This is a genomic window from Parabacteroides sp. APC149_11_2_Y6 (genome assembly GCF_054506995.1).
This window is the reverse complement of sequence record NZ_CP173709.1, coordinates 1643890-1664001: the sequence shown is the minus strand read 5'-3', so window position 1 is coordinate 1664001 and position 20112 is coordinate 1643890. Positions and strand designations below refer to the sequence as shown.

At 43.7% G+C, this 20112-nt stretch carries 12 protein-coding genes; 5 read left to right on the top strand and 7 right to left on the bottom strand.

From position 1 onward, the window contains the following. Positions 1–15 precede the first annotated feature (15 nt). The 6 genes from ACGE0T_RS06625 to ACGE0T_RS06600 form a co-directional block, all read right to left on the bottom strand. Positions 16–2394 carry an FtsX-like permease family protein gene (locus tag ACGE0T_RS06625; RefSeq protein WP_459189744.1) on the bottom strand — a complete coding sequence of 793 codons (2379 nt, stop codon included), beginning with the start codon at positions 2392–2394 and terminating at the stop codon, positions 16–18. Between the two features lie 156 nt (positions 2395–2550). Next, the gene (locus tag ACGE0T_RS06620; RefSeq protein ID WP_459189743.1) at positions 2551–4923 is read right to left on the bottom strand and encodes an ABC transporter permease; all 2373 of its coding nucleotides are present in this window, start codon (positions 4921–4923) and stop codon (positions 2551–2553) included. A 205-nt stretch (positions 4924–5128) separates the two neighbouring features. Then, positions 5129–6214 (bottom strand): PDDEXK nuclease domain-containing protein, encoded by a 1086-nt coding sequence (locus ACGE0T_RS06615; RefSeq protein ID WP_459189742.1) that lies wholly within the window; start codon positions 6212–6214, stop codon positions 5129–5131. A 163-nt stretch (positions 6215–6377) separates the two neighbouring features. After that, on the bottom strand, positions 6378–7628 hold the full coding sequence (locus ACGE0T_RS06610) for an efflux RND transporter periplasmic adaptor subunit (protein ID WP_459189741.1): 1251 nt from the start codon (positions 7626–7628) through the stop codon (positions 6378–6380). Between the two features lie 39 nt (positions 7629–7667). Beyond that, positions 7668–9002 (bottom strand): TolC family protein, encoded by a 1335-nt coding sequence (locus ACGE0T_RS06605; RefSeq protein ID WP_459189740.1) that lies wholly within the window; start codon positions 9000–9002, stop codon positions 7668–7670. Between the two features lie 138 nt (positions 9003–9140). Beyond that, positions 9141–10346 carry a BamA/TamA family outer membrane protein gene (locus tag ACGE0T_RS06600; protein WP_459189739.1) on the bottom strand — a complete coding sequence of 402 codons (1206 nt, stop codon included), beginning with the start codon at positions 10344–10346 and terminating at the stop codon, positions 9141–9143. Between the two features lie 133 nt (positions 10347–10479). Between ACGE0T_RS06600 and ACGE0T_RS06595 the strand changes: the two genes are divergently transcribed. The 5 genes from ACGE0T_RS06595 (at position 10480) to ACGE0T_RS06575 (ending at position 19041) form a co-directional block, all read left to right on the top strand. Then, on the top strand, positions 10480–11832 hold the full coding sequence (locus ACGE0T_RS06595; RefSeq protein WP_459189738.1) for a sigma-54-dependent transcriptional regulator: 1353 nt from the start codon (positions 10480–10482) through the stop codon (positions 11830–11832). A 9-nt stretch (positions 11833–11841) separates the two neighbouring features. Beyond that, positions 11842–13158, top strand: a complete 1317-nt coding sequence (locus ACGE0T_RS06590) for a sensor histidine kinase (protein ID WP_459189737.1) — start codon at positions 11842–11844, stop codon at positions 13156–13158. Positions 13159–13327: 169 nt separating this feature from the next. Further along, entirely contained in the window at positions 13328–14581 is a 1254-nt protein-coding gene (locus ACGE0T_RS06585) for an Nramp family divalent metal transporter (RefSeq protein WP_459189736.1), read from the top strand. Between the two features lie 495 nt (positions 14582–15076). Continuing rightward, positions 15077–18169, top strand: a complete 3093-nt coding sequence (locus tag ACGE0T_RS06580) for an FISUMP domain-containing protein (protein WP_459189735.1) — start codon at positions 15077–15079, stop codon at positions 18167–18169. 128 nt (positions 18170–18297) lie between these two features. Continuing rightward, positions 18298–19041 carry a DNA-binding domain-containing protein gene (locus tag ACGE0T_RS06575; RefSeq protein WP_459189734.1) on the top strand — a complete coding sequence of 248 codons (744 nt, stop codon included), beginning with the start codon at positions 18298–18300 and terminating at the stop codon, positions 19039–19041. A 174-nt stretch (positions 19042–19215) separates the two neighbouring features. On the opposite strand, the gene ACGE0T_RS06570 is transcribed toward ACGE0T_RS06575, so the two are convergent. After that, complete coding sequence (locus tag ACGE0T_RS06570) at positions 19216–19869, bottom strand: DedA family protein (protein ID WP_459190429.1); 654 nt, start codon at positions 19867–19869, stop codon at positions 19216–19218. Positions 19870–20112: the final 243 nt, after the last annotated feature.

The following is a 20112-nucleotide window of genomic DNA, read 5'->3' as shown; positions in this document are numbered from 1 at the left end:
TTAATTTATTCAGAATCACTCTGCCTTCAAACTCTCTACAGGATTATCATTGGCCACTTTCCAGGTACGATAGAATACACAGGCTATTATCACCAGGTAAATACAAAATGCACTTATAACGAATAACGGCAAATTAAGCGGAACCTTATCCACAAACTGCTTTAACCATTTTTCCCCGGAAAAACCCGCCACGGATATCCCGACAATCAAAGCAGGTATAGCGATAAAAGATACATCTTTGGAAATCATGCGTAATATATTCATTGAGGTTGCCCCGTTCACTTTACGAATGGCAATCTCGCGTCCGCGACGGTTGGTTTCGTCTGCCGTATATCCCAGCAAACCTATCAGTGCGATAATCAAAGTAACCACACCACCTATCAGGATTGCATCACGGAAATTACCTGATTCCTGATACAAATTCACCATATCCATCTTATAAGAGCCTACTGTAATATCCCGGTCCGGCAACATTTCCGCCAACAGGTCTGTAATCTTCTGTACGTTTTCGGGCGTTACTTCACGTAATTTCACTAACAGGGTTGAAGGCTGCTGTTTTCCCCAGAATACAACGGTCGGACGTAAATCAGGGTCTGCATCTGCTATAGACCCTATACGAATATCATCATATACGCCACAAATCGTAAATATGTCATTGCTGGACTGGCTGTGTTCTGAAATATGGAGGCCTTTGCCTACAACTCCATCTTGCCAACCTACCATCTTTGATATTTTTTCGGCAAACGAACGGCTCACCATTACCTTATCGCTCGACGAACCATCCTGGCGGAACGCTTCCCCTTCTATAACAGGAACTTCCATCAATGAAAAGAAATTATCATTCACCCAATACAAATCAGCGATATTAAACAGTTCCCGGTCATCGTTCGGTAAAGAGACATTGTTTCCCGAAGCTCCATAAATAGGCAGACCACAAGAGGATGAGACTTCTTCTACTACCGGTAATTTTGCCAACTCCTGAAGGGTGCTTTCACGGGTTGTTTCACTCAATCCCGAACATTCATAATAAAATAGTTTTTCATAACTATATCCCGGATTATCATTTATCATCTTATCATATTGACGGTTGATTACCCCTAACAAAGCCACTAAATAAGCTGTTGCGGCAAATTGGACAAATAGCAGGCATAGTTTCCAATACCGCTTGGACTCTCTGTAACTGCGGAAAGCTGCTGCCACCGGAATACGCAGGAACATATAGGTCGGAATCAGCCCTGTTATTAAAAATACAAGGAGACAAATACCTATCAATAGGATAAGGGTCTGAGGTGTAAACAAGGCGCCTAATGAAGCTCCCAGCAAGACTTCCACTTTCGTCTTAAACAATAAGATTAAGAATGCTGCAACAACCAGTGACAATAGCATATGCAAACAAGTCTCCGACATAATCATCCCCAACAAATTATTGTCTGAAGCACCATAACATTTATGGACAGCGACTTCTTTTGTCCGTCCCATCAATGTAGAAAGAACAATCAGGACATAATTCATAACGGCTGTCAATATCAGAACGAAAGCAAGAGACAGAAGCATATTGTTCATATCCCTGACTTCATCGGTCGCACTATGCATTTCTGCCAACGGAGTCAATCCGTAATTATAATCCACGCCTGCCTTTTGCAGTTCATTCATATCTACATGCCGTTCCATCATCGCACGTATGGGAACTTTCAGGTTTTCAGGAGAAACTCCGGGATATAACTTGATATAGGCGAGATACCGGTCGTTGCCTACCCAATTCTTCAAACTCCATTCGTTCATGCCGTTTAGGGAAACAAGCATATCGTAACGAAGATGGGAGTTTTCGGGTATATTCTCGAAAACACCGCCTATTATATATTTTTTACTGGGATTGGAGTACATTTGAAAAGTTTTCCCTTCCACACTGCCGACACCTCCCATCTTTTCTGCCAGTTTACGTGAAATCATCACATAACCGGGACGCGCCAATACTTCTTTCGGGTTTCCTAATAAAATAGGAACCGGCAATACGTCAAATACGTTCGAATCAGCCATCAGCACACAATTCGCTGAATAACGAGCCTTGTCTTCCGTCGTAAACAATGTATTGTCGCTGCTTATATAGGTTAGACGGGTAGCCAGCTCCACTTCGGGTATCTCCTCTTTCATCCCTGTGGCAACAGCACCACTCACCTGGTTAAAGGTCTTCAACTGGCCATCCCGTTCTATTTGTTCATTCATCCGGTAGATGCGTTCGCTGTCCGGATAGAAGGAATCGAAAGAACTTTCAAAACAAACTTTAGAAATCAAAACCAACCCCATTGCCAACCCGACACCGAGGGATAAAATCTTAATACCATTACTTCTTCCTTTTTTAAAAAGAGAACGAAGTGCAATCATGAAGTTTTTCATATCTTGTGTCTATTATTTTTCTTCCAAAAAATATCCAAAAAGCATGCCAAAACACATAATTAAATGATTAACAGAAACATATGAAATACATTCCGGCAAGACACTGTCCAATAATTTGACAATGATGTATAATTATTAGACACAGGTTCAAGATGGTTATTCGGATTTCAGGCTCAACACCGGATTGGCTATCGCAACCTGCCATGAACGATATACTACAGTTGCTAATATAACCACTATCACTACTACAGAACAGAATATAAACAGACCTGTACTCAACGGTATCTTTTCCGAAAATTGCTGTAGCCACTTCTCCCCAACAAAACGGGAAATAATAGTTCCGATTATAACAGCCGGCAATGCCATATATAATACATCCAAAGAAATCAATGAGAGAATATTCTTTTCCGTAGCACCGTTTATCTTACGTACGGCAATCTCTTTTCCACGCCGGTTTGTTTCATCACTGATATAACCAATCAATCCTACCAGCGTAATAATCAATGTAATAATTCCACCCAATAAAACAGAATTACGGAATTGGAGAGAGTCAGCATATAAATCTTTCATTCCTACGGAATAAGAAACAATCGATACATCCTTATCCGGAAGCATCCCTTTTATCAGTTCATCTGCTTTCTTCAGGTTTTCAGCAGTCAAATTATGGAACTTTATCACTAAGTTCCTTGCTGCATAATTTCCATAGAACAAAGCGGACGGAGCCATTAATTCGCTGTTTATAGCATCGGTACGGATATCATCATATACGCCAATTACCTCATAACTGGGGTCGGAATGTCCACTCACACGCAATGTCTTCCCTACCACACCGTCTTTCCAATCCATAGCTATGGCAAGTTTGTCTGCCATCATCCGGCTAACCATCATCACACGGGAAGAATCGGTATAAGATTCATCAAACGCCTTGCCCTGAATGACATCCATTTCCATTAAAGGGACATAATTGATATCCGCTTCGTAAAGGTCTACAAAATGCAATACACTTTCATCCGTTCCTTCACGATATACAATATCTCCGGAGCCACTACGCATAGGCAGGTTCTCGCATGTAGCCACACCTTCTACTTCCGGTAATTTATTTAATTCGTTTATAACGGCTTTCCGGGCTGAAGACTTCACGCCATCGATCCTACAATATGCCAACCGGTCGTATGAATATCCGGGATCGTCGGTTATCATTCGCTCATATTGTAAACCTATAATAGCAAGCAATGACACTAAAAAGCCAACGGCAATAAACTGGATAAAGAGTAACACCTTTTTCCAGGAACGACGGGATTCGGTATAAGAACGAAATACAGTTGCCACCGGTATCCTTGAAAATAATTGGGAAGGTAACAAGGTAGCCAACAAGAACACCAACAGGCACACCCCGGCTAACAGAAGTATGGTATTCAGCGTAAACATCACTCTTAAAGAGGTATTCAACTGTTCTTCCACTATTCCACGAAATGCAAAAATCAACAAAACAGCTATAATGATAGACAAAATCAAATTCAGGAAGGTTTCCGAACATATCATATTCGAAATGCTTTTTCCGGATGCACCGTAACATTTATGCACAGCAATATCCTTCGAGCGGGTCACCAACGATGATATTTCCAATAATACATAATTCATCAAAGAGGCAAATATAATGGCAAACGCTATCAGTAAAAGCATTACAGCCATCTGCTTTGTTTCCGGCGAACTGGCATAAACCTTTTCCAAAGGAGTCAGAAACAAACTGTAATTTATCCCGTTCTCTTTCAATTTTTCCGAATCGACATGCCTGTCCAACATTTCCGCCATCGGTTTTTCAAGTGCTTCGCCACGAAGTCCCGGAGCCAACCGGACATAGGCTGCATAGCTGTCGCCTCCGAACCAATCATCTTCATTAGACCATCCTGACACCTTCCTTAAAGACGACAAGGAAACAGCTATATCATAGTATAAATGGGTATTCTTCGGTACATTTTTGAATATACCACCGATCGTAATTTCTACTCCCGGAAAGGAGGCCATCTCGAAAGAAGTGCCCACCACATCTTTACCTTTTCCGATTACTTCTGCCATATGCTCGGAAACCAATGCATACAACGGACGGGAAAGAACTTCGGTGGCATTCCCCACCAATATTTCACGGGGCAGGACATCAAAAAAACAACTGTCCGCCATTATGAAACGTGCTTTGTATTTGTTTTTATCAGGAGTAAGAATCAATTCCACACCTATTCTCTGGCAACGGGTTGCCGCCTCAACACCCGGTATTTCCGCTTTCATTCCCGGTGCTACTCCACCGCTCACATAATGAAAGGCCTCCAAATCCCTATCACCGACGGATACATTCTCACGGATATTGTAAATGCGGCTTGCTTCCGGGTAAAAATTATCAAAAGAAACTTCAAAACAGACTTTGGCGATAAGTACCATACCTACTGCCAATCCAACTCCAAGAGACAATATCTTGAACCCGTTATGCCGTCCTTTCCTGAATAATGAGCGAAATGAGACAATAATGTTTTTCATACCCCTGTTCTTTTTATATTTTTCTTAAAATATATCAAAAAACATGCCAAAGCACCTTATTCACTAAAGCCCAACAAATTAACCTTACCCCTAAAAAAATCAGGTGTCTAATTATTTGACAAGATTGTATAATAATTAGACACACAATTTATTTCAACAAAAATAAAGAAAGGGTACGATTAATATAGTCTATCTATTATTACTATTAAATTATACTCTTATTGTTTTTCTGTAAATCCTGACTAAGCTTATTTTCCAGTTCTTCAATGGAAGGAAGACCAAATTTGTCCTTATCAGAGAATAATGCCCCTAATTCATAATCAGAAATACCTATTGGCTTGTGTACATCACGCAAAGCATATTCAGCCATAATGCGATCTTTATTTTGACAGAGTAATAATCCAACTGTTTGATTATCTCCTTTTCGGCAAAGAATATCGTCTACTGCCGAACAATAAAAATTGAGTTTACCTATATATTCCGGTTGAAACTCTCCTTTTTTCAATTCCACAACTAAATAACGGTGCAGAAAAGCATCATACATAAGAATATCAATATAAAAATCCTTACCTGATACTTCTATGTGATATTGCCTACCCATAAAAGCAAAACCAGCACCCATTTGGAGAAGAAATTTTTCTATATGCTTAACCAAACCTAATTCTACATCCCGTTCGTCATATTCGTCGGTGAAAGTCAACATATCAAATATATAAGGATCTTTTAGGGTTTCTTTTACCTGCTTAGCTTGTATTTCAGGAAGGGTAGCATCAAAGTTATTTGCCAATGCTCCATATCTATGATAATAATCCTGATTAATGGCTTCAATCAGAAAATCACGAGTCCATCCGCTTTTTATGCTCTGAATCATATACCAATAACGAGCTTTCAAATCTTTAACCTTCTGCACTAAAGCAATATTATGTGACCAGCTTAATTGCTTTATTGGAAGGATAATATCAGATACACCTAATTTGGCAACGGGCCGTTGCCAAATTGTAAGTTCCTGATTATATTCTTTGTAGAACTGAACCATGCACCTGCAATTACGGGAAGAAAAACCTTTTACTTTCGGATAATCGTTCTTTAGGTCATTAGATAGTTGTTCAAGTGCATTGTTTCCCCAACCGATTTGTTGCTGGCTTTCATACAGAAGTTTACCTATATCCCAATACATGGAAAGCATTTCCTCATTGGCTGCATAGATAGCTTTTTTCTGTGCAAGTGTAACCCGCGCCTTTACCTGTTTAAGTAAAGCTGCATAATTAAAGATTTGGTTTTGAATCTCCATTTTTCTATTGTTTTAGTATAAATATATCAGTACACTCCTTCCCATCCGAATGAACATATGGATAAGGTTCAAATAAAATAAAGCATGTATGTTTTAAACGCAAAACATACATGCTTTATTATAAATTCTCCCGACAATCAGGAAAGAATATACTATATCTTATTTATTCCAAAACCAATACTTCGTTATCCTTATAGCTTTCGTAGCTGGAAACGATCACTTTTTCGCCCGGTTCAAGACCTTCCACAACTTCGTAATACTGCGGGTTCTGGCGTCCGATACGGATTTTACGGCGATAAGCCTTCTTGCCATCCTTATCAAGAACAAATATCCAGTTTCCACCTGTGCTTTGGAAGAAAGTTCCGCGAGGAATGATTACGCTTTCGGTAGGTTGCCCCAGTTCCAAGTTGATGTAGTAGGTCTGTCCGCTACGGATATTATCGGGACGTTCGCCGGTAAAGACGAAATCGGTACGGAACTTACCTTCACGAACTTCCGGATATACTTTACGCACGGTAAGGGCAAAGTTTGTTCCCTGGCGGTCGAAGGTTGCACTCAAACCCTGTTTTACACGGTCGATATAATGTTCATCTATCATCGCTTCAATCTTGTAATCGGAAAGGTCGTTTATCTGGCCTATTTTCTGTCCCGGAGACACATTTTGTCCCAATACGACATCCAGTAAACCCAGCTCGCCATTAATCTGTGAACGGATATTCAAATGTTCCTTACGCTCATGAACCAACTGGATATTACGACGCATATTTGCCAAACTGGTTTCCATTTCGTCCATCTGGATGGTGCGGGAAATAGAATCCTGACGCAGACGTTCAACCACCAGGTCATATTTGTTACTTGCCAGTTCATAGTCTTCTTTCGCTTTCAGATACTCTTCCTTGGCAATCAGGTTTTCTTCATACAAACGTTTCTGCTGGTTATAAGCACGACGGAAGCGGGTCATATCGGCATCCAGTTGTAAACGCTCCGTCATATTGCTCAAGCGGTCTTGTTCCATTGTCACCTGTGTATTACGCAGGAAATTCTGTTTTTCAGCCAACTGAGCTTCTGCATCCAATATCTGTAAATCGAGGTTCGAATTGGAGAGACGTACGATGATGTCACCCTTTTTCACCTGTGCACCTTCTTCCACTACCCTTTCCTGTACGATACCTCCCTCTTCCGGGCTAAGCTGTACTACCGTAATAGGTTGAACCTGTCCGTCTACACGTACAAAATCATTAAACTGTTCCTTAGTCACATTGCCGATATTGATACCACGCGCATCTATTTTCAGGGTCGATGCATGGTCTCCGAAAATAATCCATCCAACCAAGATGAGAATAAAAGCTCCGCCTGCGATATAAGGAATATGCTTTTTCTGAATCCCTTTCTTTTTTTCTAATTGTATATCCATGATTATCTGTTTTTATTATTTGCTAATTGAGTAAACCTGTTATTCCGAAATCAGTGGTTGCCCTTTATAGTAATCCACCTGGCGGCATTTTATGATATATAATAATTTCTTTTGCAGTAAATCAGCCTTAGAAGTAAGCAACGTATTAGCGCTGGTCTGCAAATCCAGCGGGCTCATCAATCCCTCCTCAAACTTACGGAGCGTAACCATATAAGAGAGTGTTTCCGCTTTTACTTTCTTTTCCATCTGGATCGCTTCTTTCGCATAGCCTTCACGATCCAGGATTGCACGCTCTATATCCATCTGTAACTGGCGGTTCACTTCCGTCTGTTGCTCATAAGCAATCCGCATATTATTACGGGCACGGCGCACGTTGGTTATACGACTCAAACCATCAAACAACGGAAAACTTAAATTGAAATACAGATATTCACCCCGGTTATTCTTGAACTGTTCGCGGAATGGAGTAGTCTCATCACCTGTTTTCAAATCTTTGAAATAGCTGGTAGAAATACCTGCCTGGAACGAGATACTCGGAAGCAACCTTCCTTTTGTCATCTGATAGCTGATTCGTTTTGCCTTATATTGGAAAGCGGCTTGCAAAGCGGTAGGGTCATTATCCAATGCCCGTTCATATATATCGCTTACCGATTCGTCAAAGAATACATACTCATTAACCGGTACAATTGTATCGACTGATAAAACAGAGTCGGTAGGAAAATTCATTGCATTTTTCAAAGTCATCATTGCTGTATTGTACAGATTTTGCTGATGGGTCAGGTTATAATCGTCGGTTGCAACCTGGGCTTCCAACTGTGCCACATCCGCTTTGCCTTTCAAGCCCAGTTCTTCCTGGCGCTGGGCTTTATATAAAGTACGGCGGCTTTCTTCCAGTTTTTCAACGGACATCTTCACGGTTCCCTGATAATAAAGAACATCTACATACGCAGACATCACATTAATAGCAAGGTCATCCTTTTGTTTCCGCAAATCATTTCTACCCATATGGCGGTTCACATTTGCCAGTCTCCACTGGTTAATCAGTTCTCCTCCCTGGAATAAAGGAATACTTAAAGAAGCACCGTACCCATTATTAAATGTAGAGGTATTGGTATAAGTATTTGTCTTAGGGTCTACGGAACGACCATAACGGTATTGTGCATCTACTGAAGTCGAAATAGACGGCAGGAAAGAGGCGATGGCAGATTGATGCTCGGCTTTATACGTATTATTGGTATATATCTGCTGCCTTACTTTCGGACTGTTTTCAACGGCATACCGCATACAATCATTCATGTCCCAGTTTTTTTCCTGTGCCATACCCGGCATTGCCAGGCTAATAGAAAGAACTGTTGTTAGTACTATTTGTTTCATTGCTATATTATTTTCTACCCTATAAAATGCAAAGAGCGTGCCAAAACAGATAAAACACTATAAAGCAATACATTAAACAGAATACTCCAAAGCCACCTGTGTCAAAAAATTAGACACTGATGTAAAAATAGTTGACAGTCAAAATGCTTCCCCGAAATTAAACACAAACCCACTCGTTCCTTTGCCGAAACCATAATCGACACGCACATTTACATTATGTTTAAATTCAAAGCGGAGTCCTAAACCATAATTAGGGAGAATATGTGCCCAGTCGAATTTCTTCAATGTAGGGAATACCGTTCCTGCTCCACCCCAGACCACACAACCGAAACGTCCGGCTATATGCTGGCGCAATTCCACCTGGCAAGCGATCTGGTTATTGTCGATATACCGCCCGCCATAGTATCCACGCATACGGAACCCACCCGTACCCAGCTCTTCCCTTAGCGGCCAGGGTAAATCCTTATTATTAAACTGCCCGTAAATATCCGCAGCAATCACACTTCCTTCCCATGCTTTCTGATAGACATCAAATATAACAGTCGTAGCAAACAGGTTCCGGTTGAAAGTTGCAAAGAAATCAGGATAAAACACTTCCTTCAGCATCAGATATACCCCACGCTGCGGATTAGGAATAAAATCCCTTGTATCATACTGCAAAAGGACACCCAGCCCAGCAAAAAAATAAGTCCGGTTCTGTCCCAACAGATAATCAGGATTCTCTATTTTGGACACATCCGCATAATTTAATGTAGAGGTAGTCCCGATATAAAATTCTTTTGTGAGCCTATATACATAATCGATATCCCACTTTATCTGTTTACGGGTATATTTGCTTTTAGGGTTGACGGCACAATCATCATACGTAATTCCCCAGAAATTCAGAGGCTTGTTTGTAAATGCCACTTTATAGGACAGACGAGCTCTGTTCCCCTTAAAAAGATTATTTCCTTTCGCCACTATCGAATAAAAGCCCAGAAGAGATGCGTTGGCAGCAATAGATATATCGGATGGCTGCATAATGGAATCGGAACGGTCCAACCGGTAAAGCCCGGTCATGATAGCACCCAGTCCGAAACTCGCCTCACGGGTATAGGAAGGTGCCGCCACCAAATTCATATCGAACTTACGCTCAAAAGTACGGTCTACATTTCCATGAAACAAACGATTCAGATAGGCAAATACCTTATTTTTCCTTTTCAACGGGGATTGAAGAGTATCGGAAGGGGAAACTGTATCCTGCACTGCCACCAGCTCTGCTAAACGAGTTATTTGTTGCGCCTGTATCTCAGGACAGATAAAGCCAAATAATAAAATGCCACCCAGCAGTATTTTATTTTTCATTGTTCAAGTTTATCAAGTTTATTATTCAGGGAAGCGCAAAGATATAAAAAATACAGTTTTTGTATCGCAAATGTGCCCTATTTACCATCCTATCATGTATCTTTGCAACATTCTTTTCAGATTCAAATAACAAATGGCAAAACAAGGTACCATACTGGTAGTAGACGATAACAAAGGGATTCTTACCGCTGTACAGATGTTGGTAGGCACCTGTTTCGAGAAGGTAATCACCATCTCCACCCCCAATAAGATAAAAACAATACTTCACGACGAAACCGTAGACGTTGTCCTTCTGGATATGAATTTCAGCGCCGGTATCAACACCGGGAACGAAGGCCTGTTCTGGCTGGCTGAAATAAAGAAGGAAGACCCATCCGTACAGGTAGTCCTTTTTACCGCTTATGCAGACATTGATTTGGCAATACGGGGCATCAAGGAAGGAGCAACCGATTTCATCGTGAAACCCTGGAATAATGCAAAACTGCTGGAGACATTGCAATCCGCATACAACATACGCGCCGCTAAGCGCAAAGGCTCGTCTATGGAACAGCAGAAGCAGGTTATTTCCAAAGAGAGCGGCATGTTCTGGGGAGAAAGCAGTGCCATGCAGCAACTCCGGATACTGATAGAGAAGGTTGCTAAAACAGATGCTAATATCTTGATTACCGGAGAGAACGGTACAGGTAAAGAAATGCTGGCACGCGAAATCCATCTGCTGTCTACCCGCAAGAAAGAGGCTATGGTCCCTGTCGATATGGGAGCAATCACCGAGACTTTGTTCGAGAGTGAACTGTTCGGTCACGTGAAGGGAGCCTTTACCGATGCACGTGCCGACCGGCCGGGTAAGTTTGAAGTAGCCAACAACGGCAGCCTTTTCCTTGACGAGATAGGAAACCTCTCCTATCACCTACAGGCGAAACTGCTCACCGCCTTACAACGGCGCAGCATCGTCCGTGTAGGAAGCAACAAACCCATTCCTATCAACATCCGCCTGATATGTGCGACCAACCGCGATTTACAGGATATGGTCTGGAAAGAACAGTTCCGCGAGGACTTGCTTTACCGTATCAATACCATCCATGTAAAGATACCCGCCCTGCGGGAACGTCCGGAAGATATTGTACCGCTCACAGAGATATTCCTATCCAAATATGCCAATATCTATGGTAAAAAAGCAATCAGCCTCAGCAACGATGCACAGGAGAAGTTGAAAGAACAACCTTGGTACGGAAATATCCGCGAGCTGGAACATACCATAGAAAAAGCCGTTATCATCTCCGAAGGGGATGTGCTGGAAGCCTCCGACTTCGATTTTCCCAAACAGAAGAATACTCTTGAAAAGGAAATCACCACGCTGGAAGAGATGGAATACAACATGATTAAGAATGCAATGGATAAATGCGGCGGCAACCTTTCTTTAGTTGCCAGCCAGTTGGGCGTATCCCGGCAGACATTATATAATAAGATCAAACGTTACGGGTTATAACTGCGAACTATGCTGAAAGGGTTGTACCATAACTTCATCTTCCGTTTCGTCATCTTTATCGGATTGACCATACTCGGCACCTGTTTCGCCATGAAACAAAATTGGGTATGTTTCGTTCCGACCTGTGGCTTCTGGCTATTTTACCTGCGGTTGATGTTGCTTTCCGACAAACGGTATGCCCAGAAAGTAGCATTTATGTTCGATGCCATCGACAACAGCGATTACGCTTTCCGCTATGCCACACGCGGACGCTCGTCCAACGACAAGATGGTAAGCGAATCGTTGAACCGTATCACACAAATCCTGTTTCAGGCAAAAGCCGACGCCGTACAGAAAGAGAAATACTACGAGCTGATTATGAACTCCGTCAATACGGGGATCATCGTTCTCGACGACAAAGGGACTATCTTCCAAACCAACAACGAAGCGCTTCGCTTACTCGGCATGACGGTATTCACCAATGTCCGCCAATTAGGGCGTATCGACGACGGACTGGAACAAATGATTACCAACATCCAACCGGGCACCAAACAGCAGGTTTCTTTTACAAACGAGCGAGGAAACGTACATCTTTCCATCCGCGTATCGGAAATGACCTTGCAGGAGAAACATGTCCGTATCCTTGCCATCAACGATATAAACAGTGAGTTGGATGAAAAGGAAATCGACTCGTGGATACGCCTGACCCGTGTGTTGACACACGAAATCATGAACTCGGTCACTCCCATCACTTCCCTCAGCGACACACTGCTATCCATGCACGAAGATGCAGACAGCGAAATACGCAACGGGCTGGAAGTAATCAGCACCACCGGAAAGAGTTTGATTTCCTTCGTGAAATCCTACCGCAAGTTTACCCATATCCCTACCCCGGAACCTTCGCTGTTCTATGTGCATAAGTTTGTGGAACGCATGGCACAACTGGCACGTCACCACAACAACTTCCCGAACATCACGTTCAGCATACATGTCGAACCGGAAGACCTGATTGTGTATGCCGATGAGAACCTGATATCCCAAGTGGTATTGAACCTGCTGAAAAATGCCATGCAAGCCATCGGCAGCGAACAAACCGACGGGCTTATCGAAATAAAGGCCTATTGCAACGAAGACGAAGCCGTTCTGATAGAGGTCAGCAACAACGGCCCTGTTATCCCACCCGAAGAGGCGGAACATATCTTCGTTCCTTTCTTCACCACCAAAGAAGGCGGAAGCGGCATCGGGCTTTCTATTTCCCGCCAAATCATGCGCCTGTCCGGCGGAAGCATTGCCCTGAAAAGCGCACCGGCGGCGAAAAAGACTACATTTATACTGACGTTCACGTAAGCAAGTTGACAATTGACAGGTGACAGTTAAAGAAGAAGGGGGATTTATGGGGTGATAGGGATTATCAATCTTCCAAAGTTTCTTTTTCTTTGAACAATCCATATCTTTGTATCGTTATTAAAACAACTATTAACTGTCAATCATCAATCGTGAACTGTCAACTGAACATATGAATTTACTCGACAAACTCAAAATAAACCACCGTCCGCGTTCAGGAGGGCTGGATTTGCTTAAATATATCGGTCCGGGATTATTAGTAACCGTAGGTTTTATCGATCCGGGAAACTGGGCTACCAATCTGGCGGCCGGTTCGGAATTTGGTTATGCCCTGTTGTGGGTAGTTACCTTTTCGTCCATTATGCTGATTATTATCCAGCACAATGTGGCGCACCTCGGGATTGTTACCGGGCTATGCCTTTCGGAAGCTACGAATAAGTATATGCCCCGCATACTAAGCCGCCCGATATTGGGGTCGGCGATGTTTGCCAGTATTTCCACTTCGCTGGCGGAGATACTGGGTGGAGCCATTGCCCTGCGTATGCTGTTCGGTATGCCTATCAAGGTGGGTTCGATAATCGTTACAGTAGTATGCCTCGGCATGTTGTTCACGAATACTTACAGCAAGATAGAACGCTGGATTATTATGTTCGTCTCCATTATCGGGCTTTCTTTCCTGTATGAACTGGCACTGGTAGATGTGGAATGGGGAGCGGCTATCCAGGGATGGGTGAAACCTTCTTTTCCCGAAAACTCCATGTTGATTATCATGAGTGTGCTGGGGGCTGTCGTGATGCCCCACAACCTGTTCCTGCATTCGGAGGTTATCCAGAGCCGCGAATGGAACCTGGAAGATGAAACGATTATCAAGAAGCAATTGAAATATGAGTTTTACGATACGTTGCTTTCGATGGTAATCGGATGGGCTATCAATTCCGCCATGATTATACTGGCAGCCTCCACGTTCTTCAAGCAGAATATCAAAGTGGACGAGCTGGACCAGGCACAGCAACTGCTGGTTCCGTTGGTAGGGAATAATGCCGGAGTGATATTTGCAGCAGCGTTGTTGCTTGCCGGTGTTTCATCCACCATTACTTCCGGTATTGCAGGGGCTTCCATTTTCGCGGGGTTCTACGGAGAAGCATACAACCATAAAGACTTGCACTCCAAACTGGGTGTGATATTGTCTTTCGTTCCGGCATTGCTTATTATCTTTCTGGTAGACGACCCGTTCAAAGGCTTGATTCTATCGCAGATGCTCTTAAGCGTCCAGTTGCCGATTACGGTATTCAGCCAGGTTTACCTGACATCCAGTAAAAAGGTTATGGGCAAGTATGTAAATAGCCGTTCCACTACAATCCTGCTGGTTGTATTGGGGGCGTTGGTTACATTATTGAATATAGCTTTGCTGATTAGTTTGTTTTAAATATCAATTAATACGATGGATAGCCTAAAGTGATAAGAAAGCTTTAGGCTATTTTTTTGCCCCTACCAAAAATAAAGGAAAGCCACTGCCCAAAAGAGAAATAATAAATAAGCAATGAAAAAAGCTCCCTCCTTCTTATAATCTGCTAAAAATAGAATAGCGAGTCCATCAAAGACTACGTTAATATTTGGCAAATATATAAAGATATTACTACATATTAATACCATAATCCTTTGATTATTAAGGCTTATTGCTTATAGAAAACCCTCGAAATCGTGAGGATATATGAATCTCAACAACTTTCAAGGCATGAAAATTATTAAGATATTCTAATTTTTAACGTAGTCTTTGATGGACTCGGAATTATATCTTTTGAAAGCCTATTGGATAATTATCAGAGGCGAATCTGTTTTTGACGCGGATTACGCGAAACACGCGGATTAAAGATATAAGAATAGGGTAATAACAAACATAAACAATTAAATATCTATGAATATGAAAACAAAACTACAAGGTCTATGTCCCTCATGCAGGCCTCTACAGGCACTTGCGGCAAGTGCATATCTGCTTGCCGCCGTGCTGCTTGCTTTTTCCTGTACGGCTGAGTCCGACAAGACAGACCGTACCCCGGTAGACGGAACCGGCAATGCAAACAAACGCGAAGTGCTTCTTTCCTTTAAGAACAAACTTACAGTGGCCACAACCAAATCGGAAACAAAAGCAGATGCCCCCATTGCCACCAAAGAAGAAAACGCAATCTCCACACTGGACATTTATGTGTTCGCTTCTACGGACGAGGCAGGCACTTACACCTACCGCGAACGCTTCGCCTACCGCCCGGAAGGAGTAGCTCTGCCGGCAGGAGCCAATAAACTGAACCTCGCTGTCGGTACGGACGACGCTACCACCACCGCCCTGCTTGAACTCCAAAAAGGCATGTTCGTACGCCTTTACTGCCTTGCCAACCAGACCGAACTGGTGAATACGGCAGGCGATAAAGTAGAAGACGCTTACTTCCAGCCACTCGAATACACGATGGAAACCGGGAACCTTGTCGAAGGGACACCTTCTGAAACAGACTTTCAAAAGCTCCATTCCCCGTTGCTTTCAGCGACAGGCACGGCATTGAACCTCCCCCTTCCGATGGTCGGTTCGCAAACCGTTCCCATCGACCTGACCGACTTCGGTTCTTCCGCACGCGTACAAACCGGATTTAAACTGACACGTACAATGGCCCGCTTTGATGTGAGCAATGTGGAGACTGATTCCAAATTCCATCTGGAATCCATCTCGATGGGTAACGGACGAAAGGGAGTTTCTTTCTTCCCTGTCAAAGTGTATGGCATGTCTCCTGCGGCGGATGATGATTTGATAACTTATCCTGCACGGGATTTTGAAGGCGACAAAGCCAATGAAGGCCTGCAAGTATCTGCTTTCTACAGCTATCCAAGCCCTTCGGCAGATAAAGGTTACCTGATACTGAAAGGAACGTATCAGGTAAACCTGACAGAGACGAAAGACGTAACCTACCGGATACCTTTTGAACAGCCCACAGCCGACGGCGGCTCGGTTGCACTTGAAATAAACAACAACCACCGGTACGCCATAGGCATTACCAAAGCGGATGAATACCACTTGGACTTCACACTGGATGTTGCCGAATGGGATGAAGGCGGCGAAATAGACGGCCTCGACCCGACTGCCGGTTCCGGTGACTTCACTTTCGACCCGGACGGGATAGCAAACGCCGCAACGACTTTTGATGAAACTAACAAAACGGTAACAATGCTTCTTGCCGATGGCAGCAAGTTTTCCCTTTCAACAACCGCCAACTCTACCATGTCTTGCGCCATCCGTTATGCCGGAAACAATAAGAACTGCGACTGGCTGGAAGTAAAAGAAGACCCGGCAACAAAGGCTGTAACCGCTTCGACCATCTCCGGCACGGAACATAAGTATATTATCTCCATAAAGGCGGATTATACCGGAGGCATTTATCCACGGGGAATCATCCGTTTTATCGATGACGCTACCGGAAAGAGCAATACGCTGCTTGTCGAAGCACTATCTTTTACACCTGAACTGAGCCTATCCGGCACACCTTCTACCGGCAGTAGTTTTGCAGATAACAAACTGACCTTGAAAGCAACATCCTCTGTTGCAACACCTTCCGTAACGCTTACCGTCAATTGTCAGGGTGGCAGCAAACTGGCTGATTTCCCCGAATGGATGACCGTGGATAAAACGGAAAGCAGCAATGATGAAGATACGTATAAGTTTGAAGTGAAAGTGGATAAAGACGGCTTCCCGACTGCCAATCCGGGCGAGGTAACCTTTAAGTTCCAACATAAACTGGATGCATTGAAAGAATTGCCAGTAACCCTGTCGATAGAAGATGAACCCTCATTTACTCCTTCTTGTACAATCTCTGATTTTGAATCCAAAACAATCGGCAGCCGCAGCGCCTTGCGAATAGGAACAGCCGGTGGAACAGTGACGGTAAAAGTCGCTTCTTTGTTTTCTCCTTCTGTCCAAACATCGGGTGATGTTGCTTTTGGTGGTGATTTATCCTGGTTTACAACCGAAGTGGCAACCCCTACAGTTGGCAATAACCGGCGCGTTTATGATGTGAAAGCAGAAGTTAGCGCTTGTAACGGTGATGATAAGCTTTATCAGGCGAACAAAGCTGTGCTCAATATTCAAAGCGGAAGTACCACAGTAAAAGAATATGACTTTTACCGTAGTGCCAATACGGTCACTTATCCTGTAAGCGATACGAAACGTTATACCGCCATCCAAATGACGGGAAAAGACGGTAAAACGTATTATTGGTCTCCTGTTAATTTGGGTGCTACCGAGATACCTACCACTGTTCCGTCTGCATCTTCAACAGCCGGTGGCACAAATGATATTACAGCAACTTGCGGTCTATTATTCCAGTGGGGGCGTCAATATGGATTCACAAATACCAACAATAGCGATATCACCAATGAGGAAAAGTTTGACGGTAAAACTGACCCGTTAGGTTTCCCAACTGGTGAGGGCGCCCTTGCCGATATGAGCCCTTGGAATAAAAAGTTTATCGTATATAGTAGTTCTTCCCCTAATACCCAAGGTAACTGGTTACGTTTTGAAGATGGAAAGGATAACCCGTCAAGCAGTAGTATGGTTGCTGATGCTTGGTATCAGCAGTTATGGAATCTCGATGAGGTAGCCAATTCTGCAGTCGATGCCACCAAGACAGCCCGTAAAACTCCTTCTGATCCTTGCCCTGCCGGTTGGCGTGTTCCTACTATGGCTGAATGGGTAGCTATCGGTGCTGATAATTCCAGTACCGGTAAAAGTTATAGTAATAATATCCTGAAAATAAGTGCAGCGAACAGTCTTCAGTTACTGTTGCCTGCTGCGGGCTATCGGAACGGCAATGACGGTTCGTCCTACGGTCAGGGTTCCTACGGCTACTACTGGTCGTCGTCAGTGCCGTCCAGTAGTACGTACGCCCGTAGCGTGAACTTCGGCAGTGCTACGTTCGGCCAGGCCACCGGCCTCAGGGCGAGCGGGTTCTCGGTTAGGTGTCTCCAAGAATAAAAAGGTCGGCGAATTAGCTAAGGCTGATCTGCGATTGCCGACCGCATTCGATTGATTCGATGCTAAAAATAATACAACCTGCCTGCTGCCCATTTTCCGGCAGCAGGCACAAATAAACATCTTATATTATGTCTGATTTACTTTTATACGCGGACTTGTACGACAATCCGCTTACCGAGAAAGAAGGCGATTTCAGCGCCAAGCCCAAAATTACAGGGACAGTACGCAATGCAGATATTGCAAGTCGTATCGTGAAGAAACGTACCGAATACCGTCCGGAAACCATTGAGAACATCCTCCGTATGGCAGATGAGGAGAAATCCATCGCCATCGCCGAAGGAAAGTGCGTGGTGGACGGCGTAGGGCAATATATCCCCCAGATAAAGGGAGGCTTCGACGGTGAAACTGAAAACTTCGACCCGCAGAAACACACATTAACCGTAAGCTACACATCCGGCAAAACCCTACGCGACAAACTCAAACAAACGACAGTCGTTATCAACGGAGCCGCCAAAACAGGCCCGGTTATCGGCAAGGTAACCAACGCCGTAGACGGTACGGAAACCCTTATCACCGGCATGCCGATTATCGTGGAAGGAACCAACCTCCGTATCTTTGGCGACAACGCAAGCAACGGCTTCTACTTTATTCCCGCAACAGCCGATGGAACACCCGTAAAAGCCGAGGTACTGGTAGACAACCTACCTTCAAAATTGGTAGTCATGGTTCCCTATACCCTGCCGGAAGGCGACTACTATGTAAAGGCGACCACCCAGTACGGACGTGGCGGAACGGTTAAAGAACCCCGCTCCTATCAATATCCCCTGCTCCTCTCCGTACCCGGCGACGGCGACAAACCGGAAGAACTCTAAACCCACCCCTTAAGGGAGCTACGTCAGCGCCTAATCTGAAGCATCTTCAGACGAGGCGCTGAAGCGGTGTCAGACGGGACACTGAAGCACCCTCAGATTATACACTGAAGCCGTGTCAGATTAGGCTCTGACACGGCTTCAGCAAATAAACACAATATAAATAGTATCTTTTTCCTACTTCCGCCGTACCCGCACGGTTGCATATTTATTCCGCAATACCTCGACAACCGCAGGAATAATAGAGATAACGATGATCAGGACAATCAGCAGTTTCAGGTTTTTCTGCACAATATCCAGCCCTCCGAAAAAGAAACCGGCATACGAGAACAAGGCGACCCACAAAATCCCCCCTACCACATTGAACGCCGCAAAATGGCGGTAGCTCATATGTCCCATACCTGCCACAAAAGGCGCAAACGTACGTACTATCGGGACAAAGCGGGCAATAATAATCGTTTTGCCTCCATGCTTCTCATAGAAATGATGTGTCTTTTCCAGATAACTTTGTTTGAATATCCTCGATTTCGGATTACTGAACAGCTTCTCGCCGAAGAACCTCCCTATCAGATAGTTGGAAGCATCCCCTATGATAGCGGCAATAATCAGGCTCAGCACGATCAAATGCACATTCATCGGATTGCCCGGCAAAGCCGCCAGCGCACCGGCAACAAACAACAGGGAGTCGCCCGGAAGGAAAGGAGTCACCACCAACCCCGTCTCGCAAAAGATTATCAGGAAAAGAATTGCATAAATCCAAACGCCATACACCGACACCAACTCAGCCAGATGCACATCGATGTGCATGATAAAATCGATAATAAACTGAATATATTCCATAGCAGAAAAAGGGTTTTTACTTCTTGTAGTTAAGGAGGCAAATATAGGTAAAACCCGCAGTTTGGAATGAGAAAAGATGTTACATTTCTGTTACATTATAGAAAAGACAGATGGAGATGTGTCAAAAAGATTTTGGTACTTTCTTTTAGGCACGGATTACACAGATTTCACGGTTTCAAATACAATATTAAATAAACCGTGAAATCTGTGTAATCCGTGCCTAAAATTTTGTCT

What these genes read in the sequence shown, in the direction of transcription:
- ACGE0T_RS06625 (WP_459189744.1), bottom strand. Translation starts at nt 2,394, where the DNA reads ATGAAAAACTTCATGATTGCACTTCGTTCTCTTTTTAAAAAAGGAAGA.
- ACGE0T_RS06620 (WP_459189743.1), bottom strand. Translation starts at nt 4,923, where the DNA reads ATGAAAAACATTATTGTCTCATTTCGCTCATTATTCAGGAAAGGACGG.
- ACGE0T_RS06615 (WP_459189742.1), bottom strand. Translation starts at nt 6,214, where the DNA reads ATGGAGATTCAAAACCAAATCTTTAATTATGCAGCTTTACTTAAACAG.
- ACGE0T_RS06610 (WP_459189741.1), bottom strand. Translation starts at nt 7,628, where the DNA reads ATGGATATACAATTAGAAAAAAAGAAAGGGATTCAGAAAAAGCATATT.
- ACGE0T_RS06605 (WP_459189740.1), bottom strand. Translation starts at nt 9,002, where the DNA reads ATGAAACAAATAGTACTAACAACAGTTCTTTCTATTAGCCTGGCAATG.
- ACGE0T_RS06600 (WP_459189739.1), bottom strand. Translation starts at nt 10,346, where the DNA reads ATGAAAAATAAAATACTGCTGGGTGGCATTTTATTATTTGGCTTTATC.
- ACGE0T_RS06595 (WP_459189738.1), top strand. Translation starts at nt 10,480, where the DNA reads ATGGCAAAACAAGGTACCATACTGGTAGTAGACGATAACAAAGGGATT.
- ACGE0T_RS06590 (WP_459189737.1), top strand. Translation starts at nt 11,842, where the DNA reads ATGCTGAAAGGGTTGTACCATAACTTCATCTTCCGTTTCGTCATCTTT.
- ACGE0T_RS06585 (WP_459189736.1), top strand. Translation starts at nt 13,328, where the DNA reads ATGAATTTACTCGACAAACTCAAAATAAACCACCGTCCGCGTTCAGGA.
- ACGE0T_RS06580 (WP_459189735.1), top strand. Translation starts at nt 15,077, where the DNA reads ATGAAAACAAAACTACAAGGTCTATGTCCCTCATGCAGGCCTCTACAG.
- ACGE0T_RS06575 (WP_459189734.1), top strand. Translation starts at nt 18,298, where the DNA reads ATGTCTGATTTACTTTTATACGCGGACTTGTACGACAATCCGCTTACC.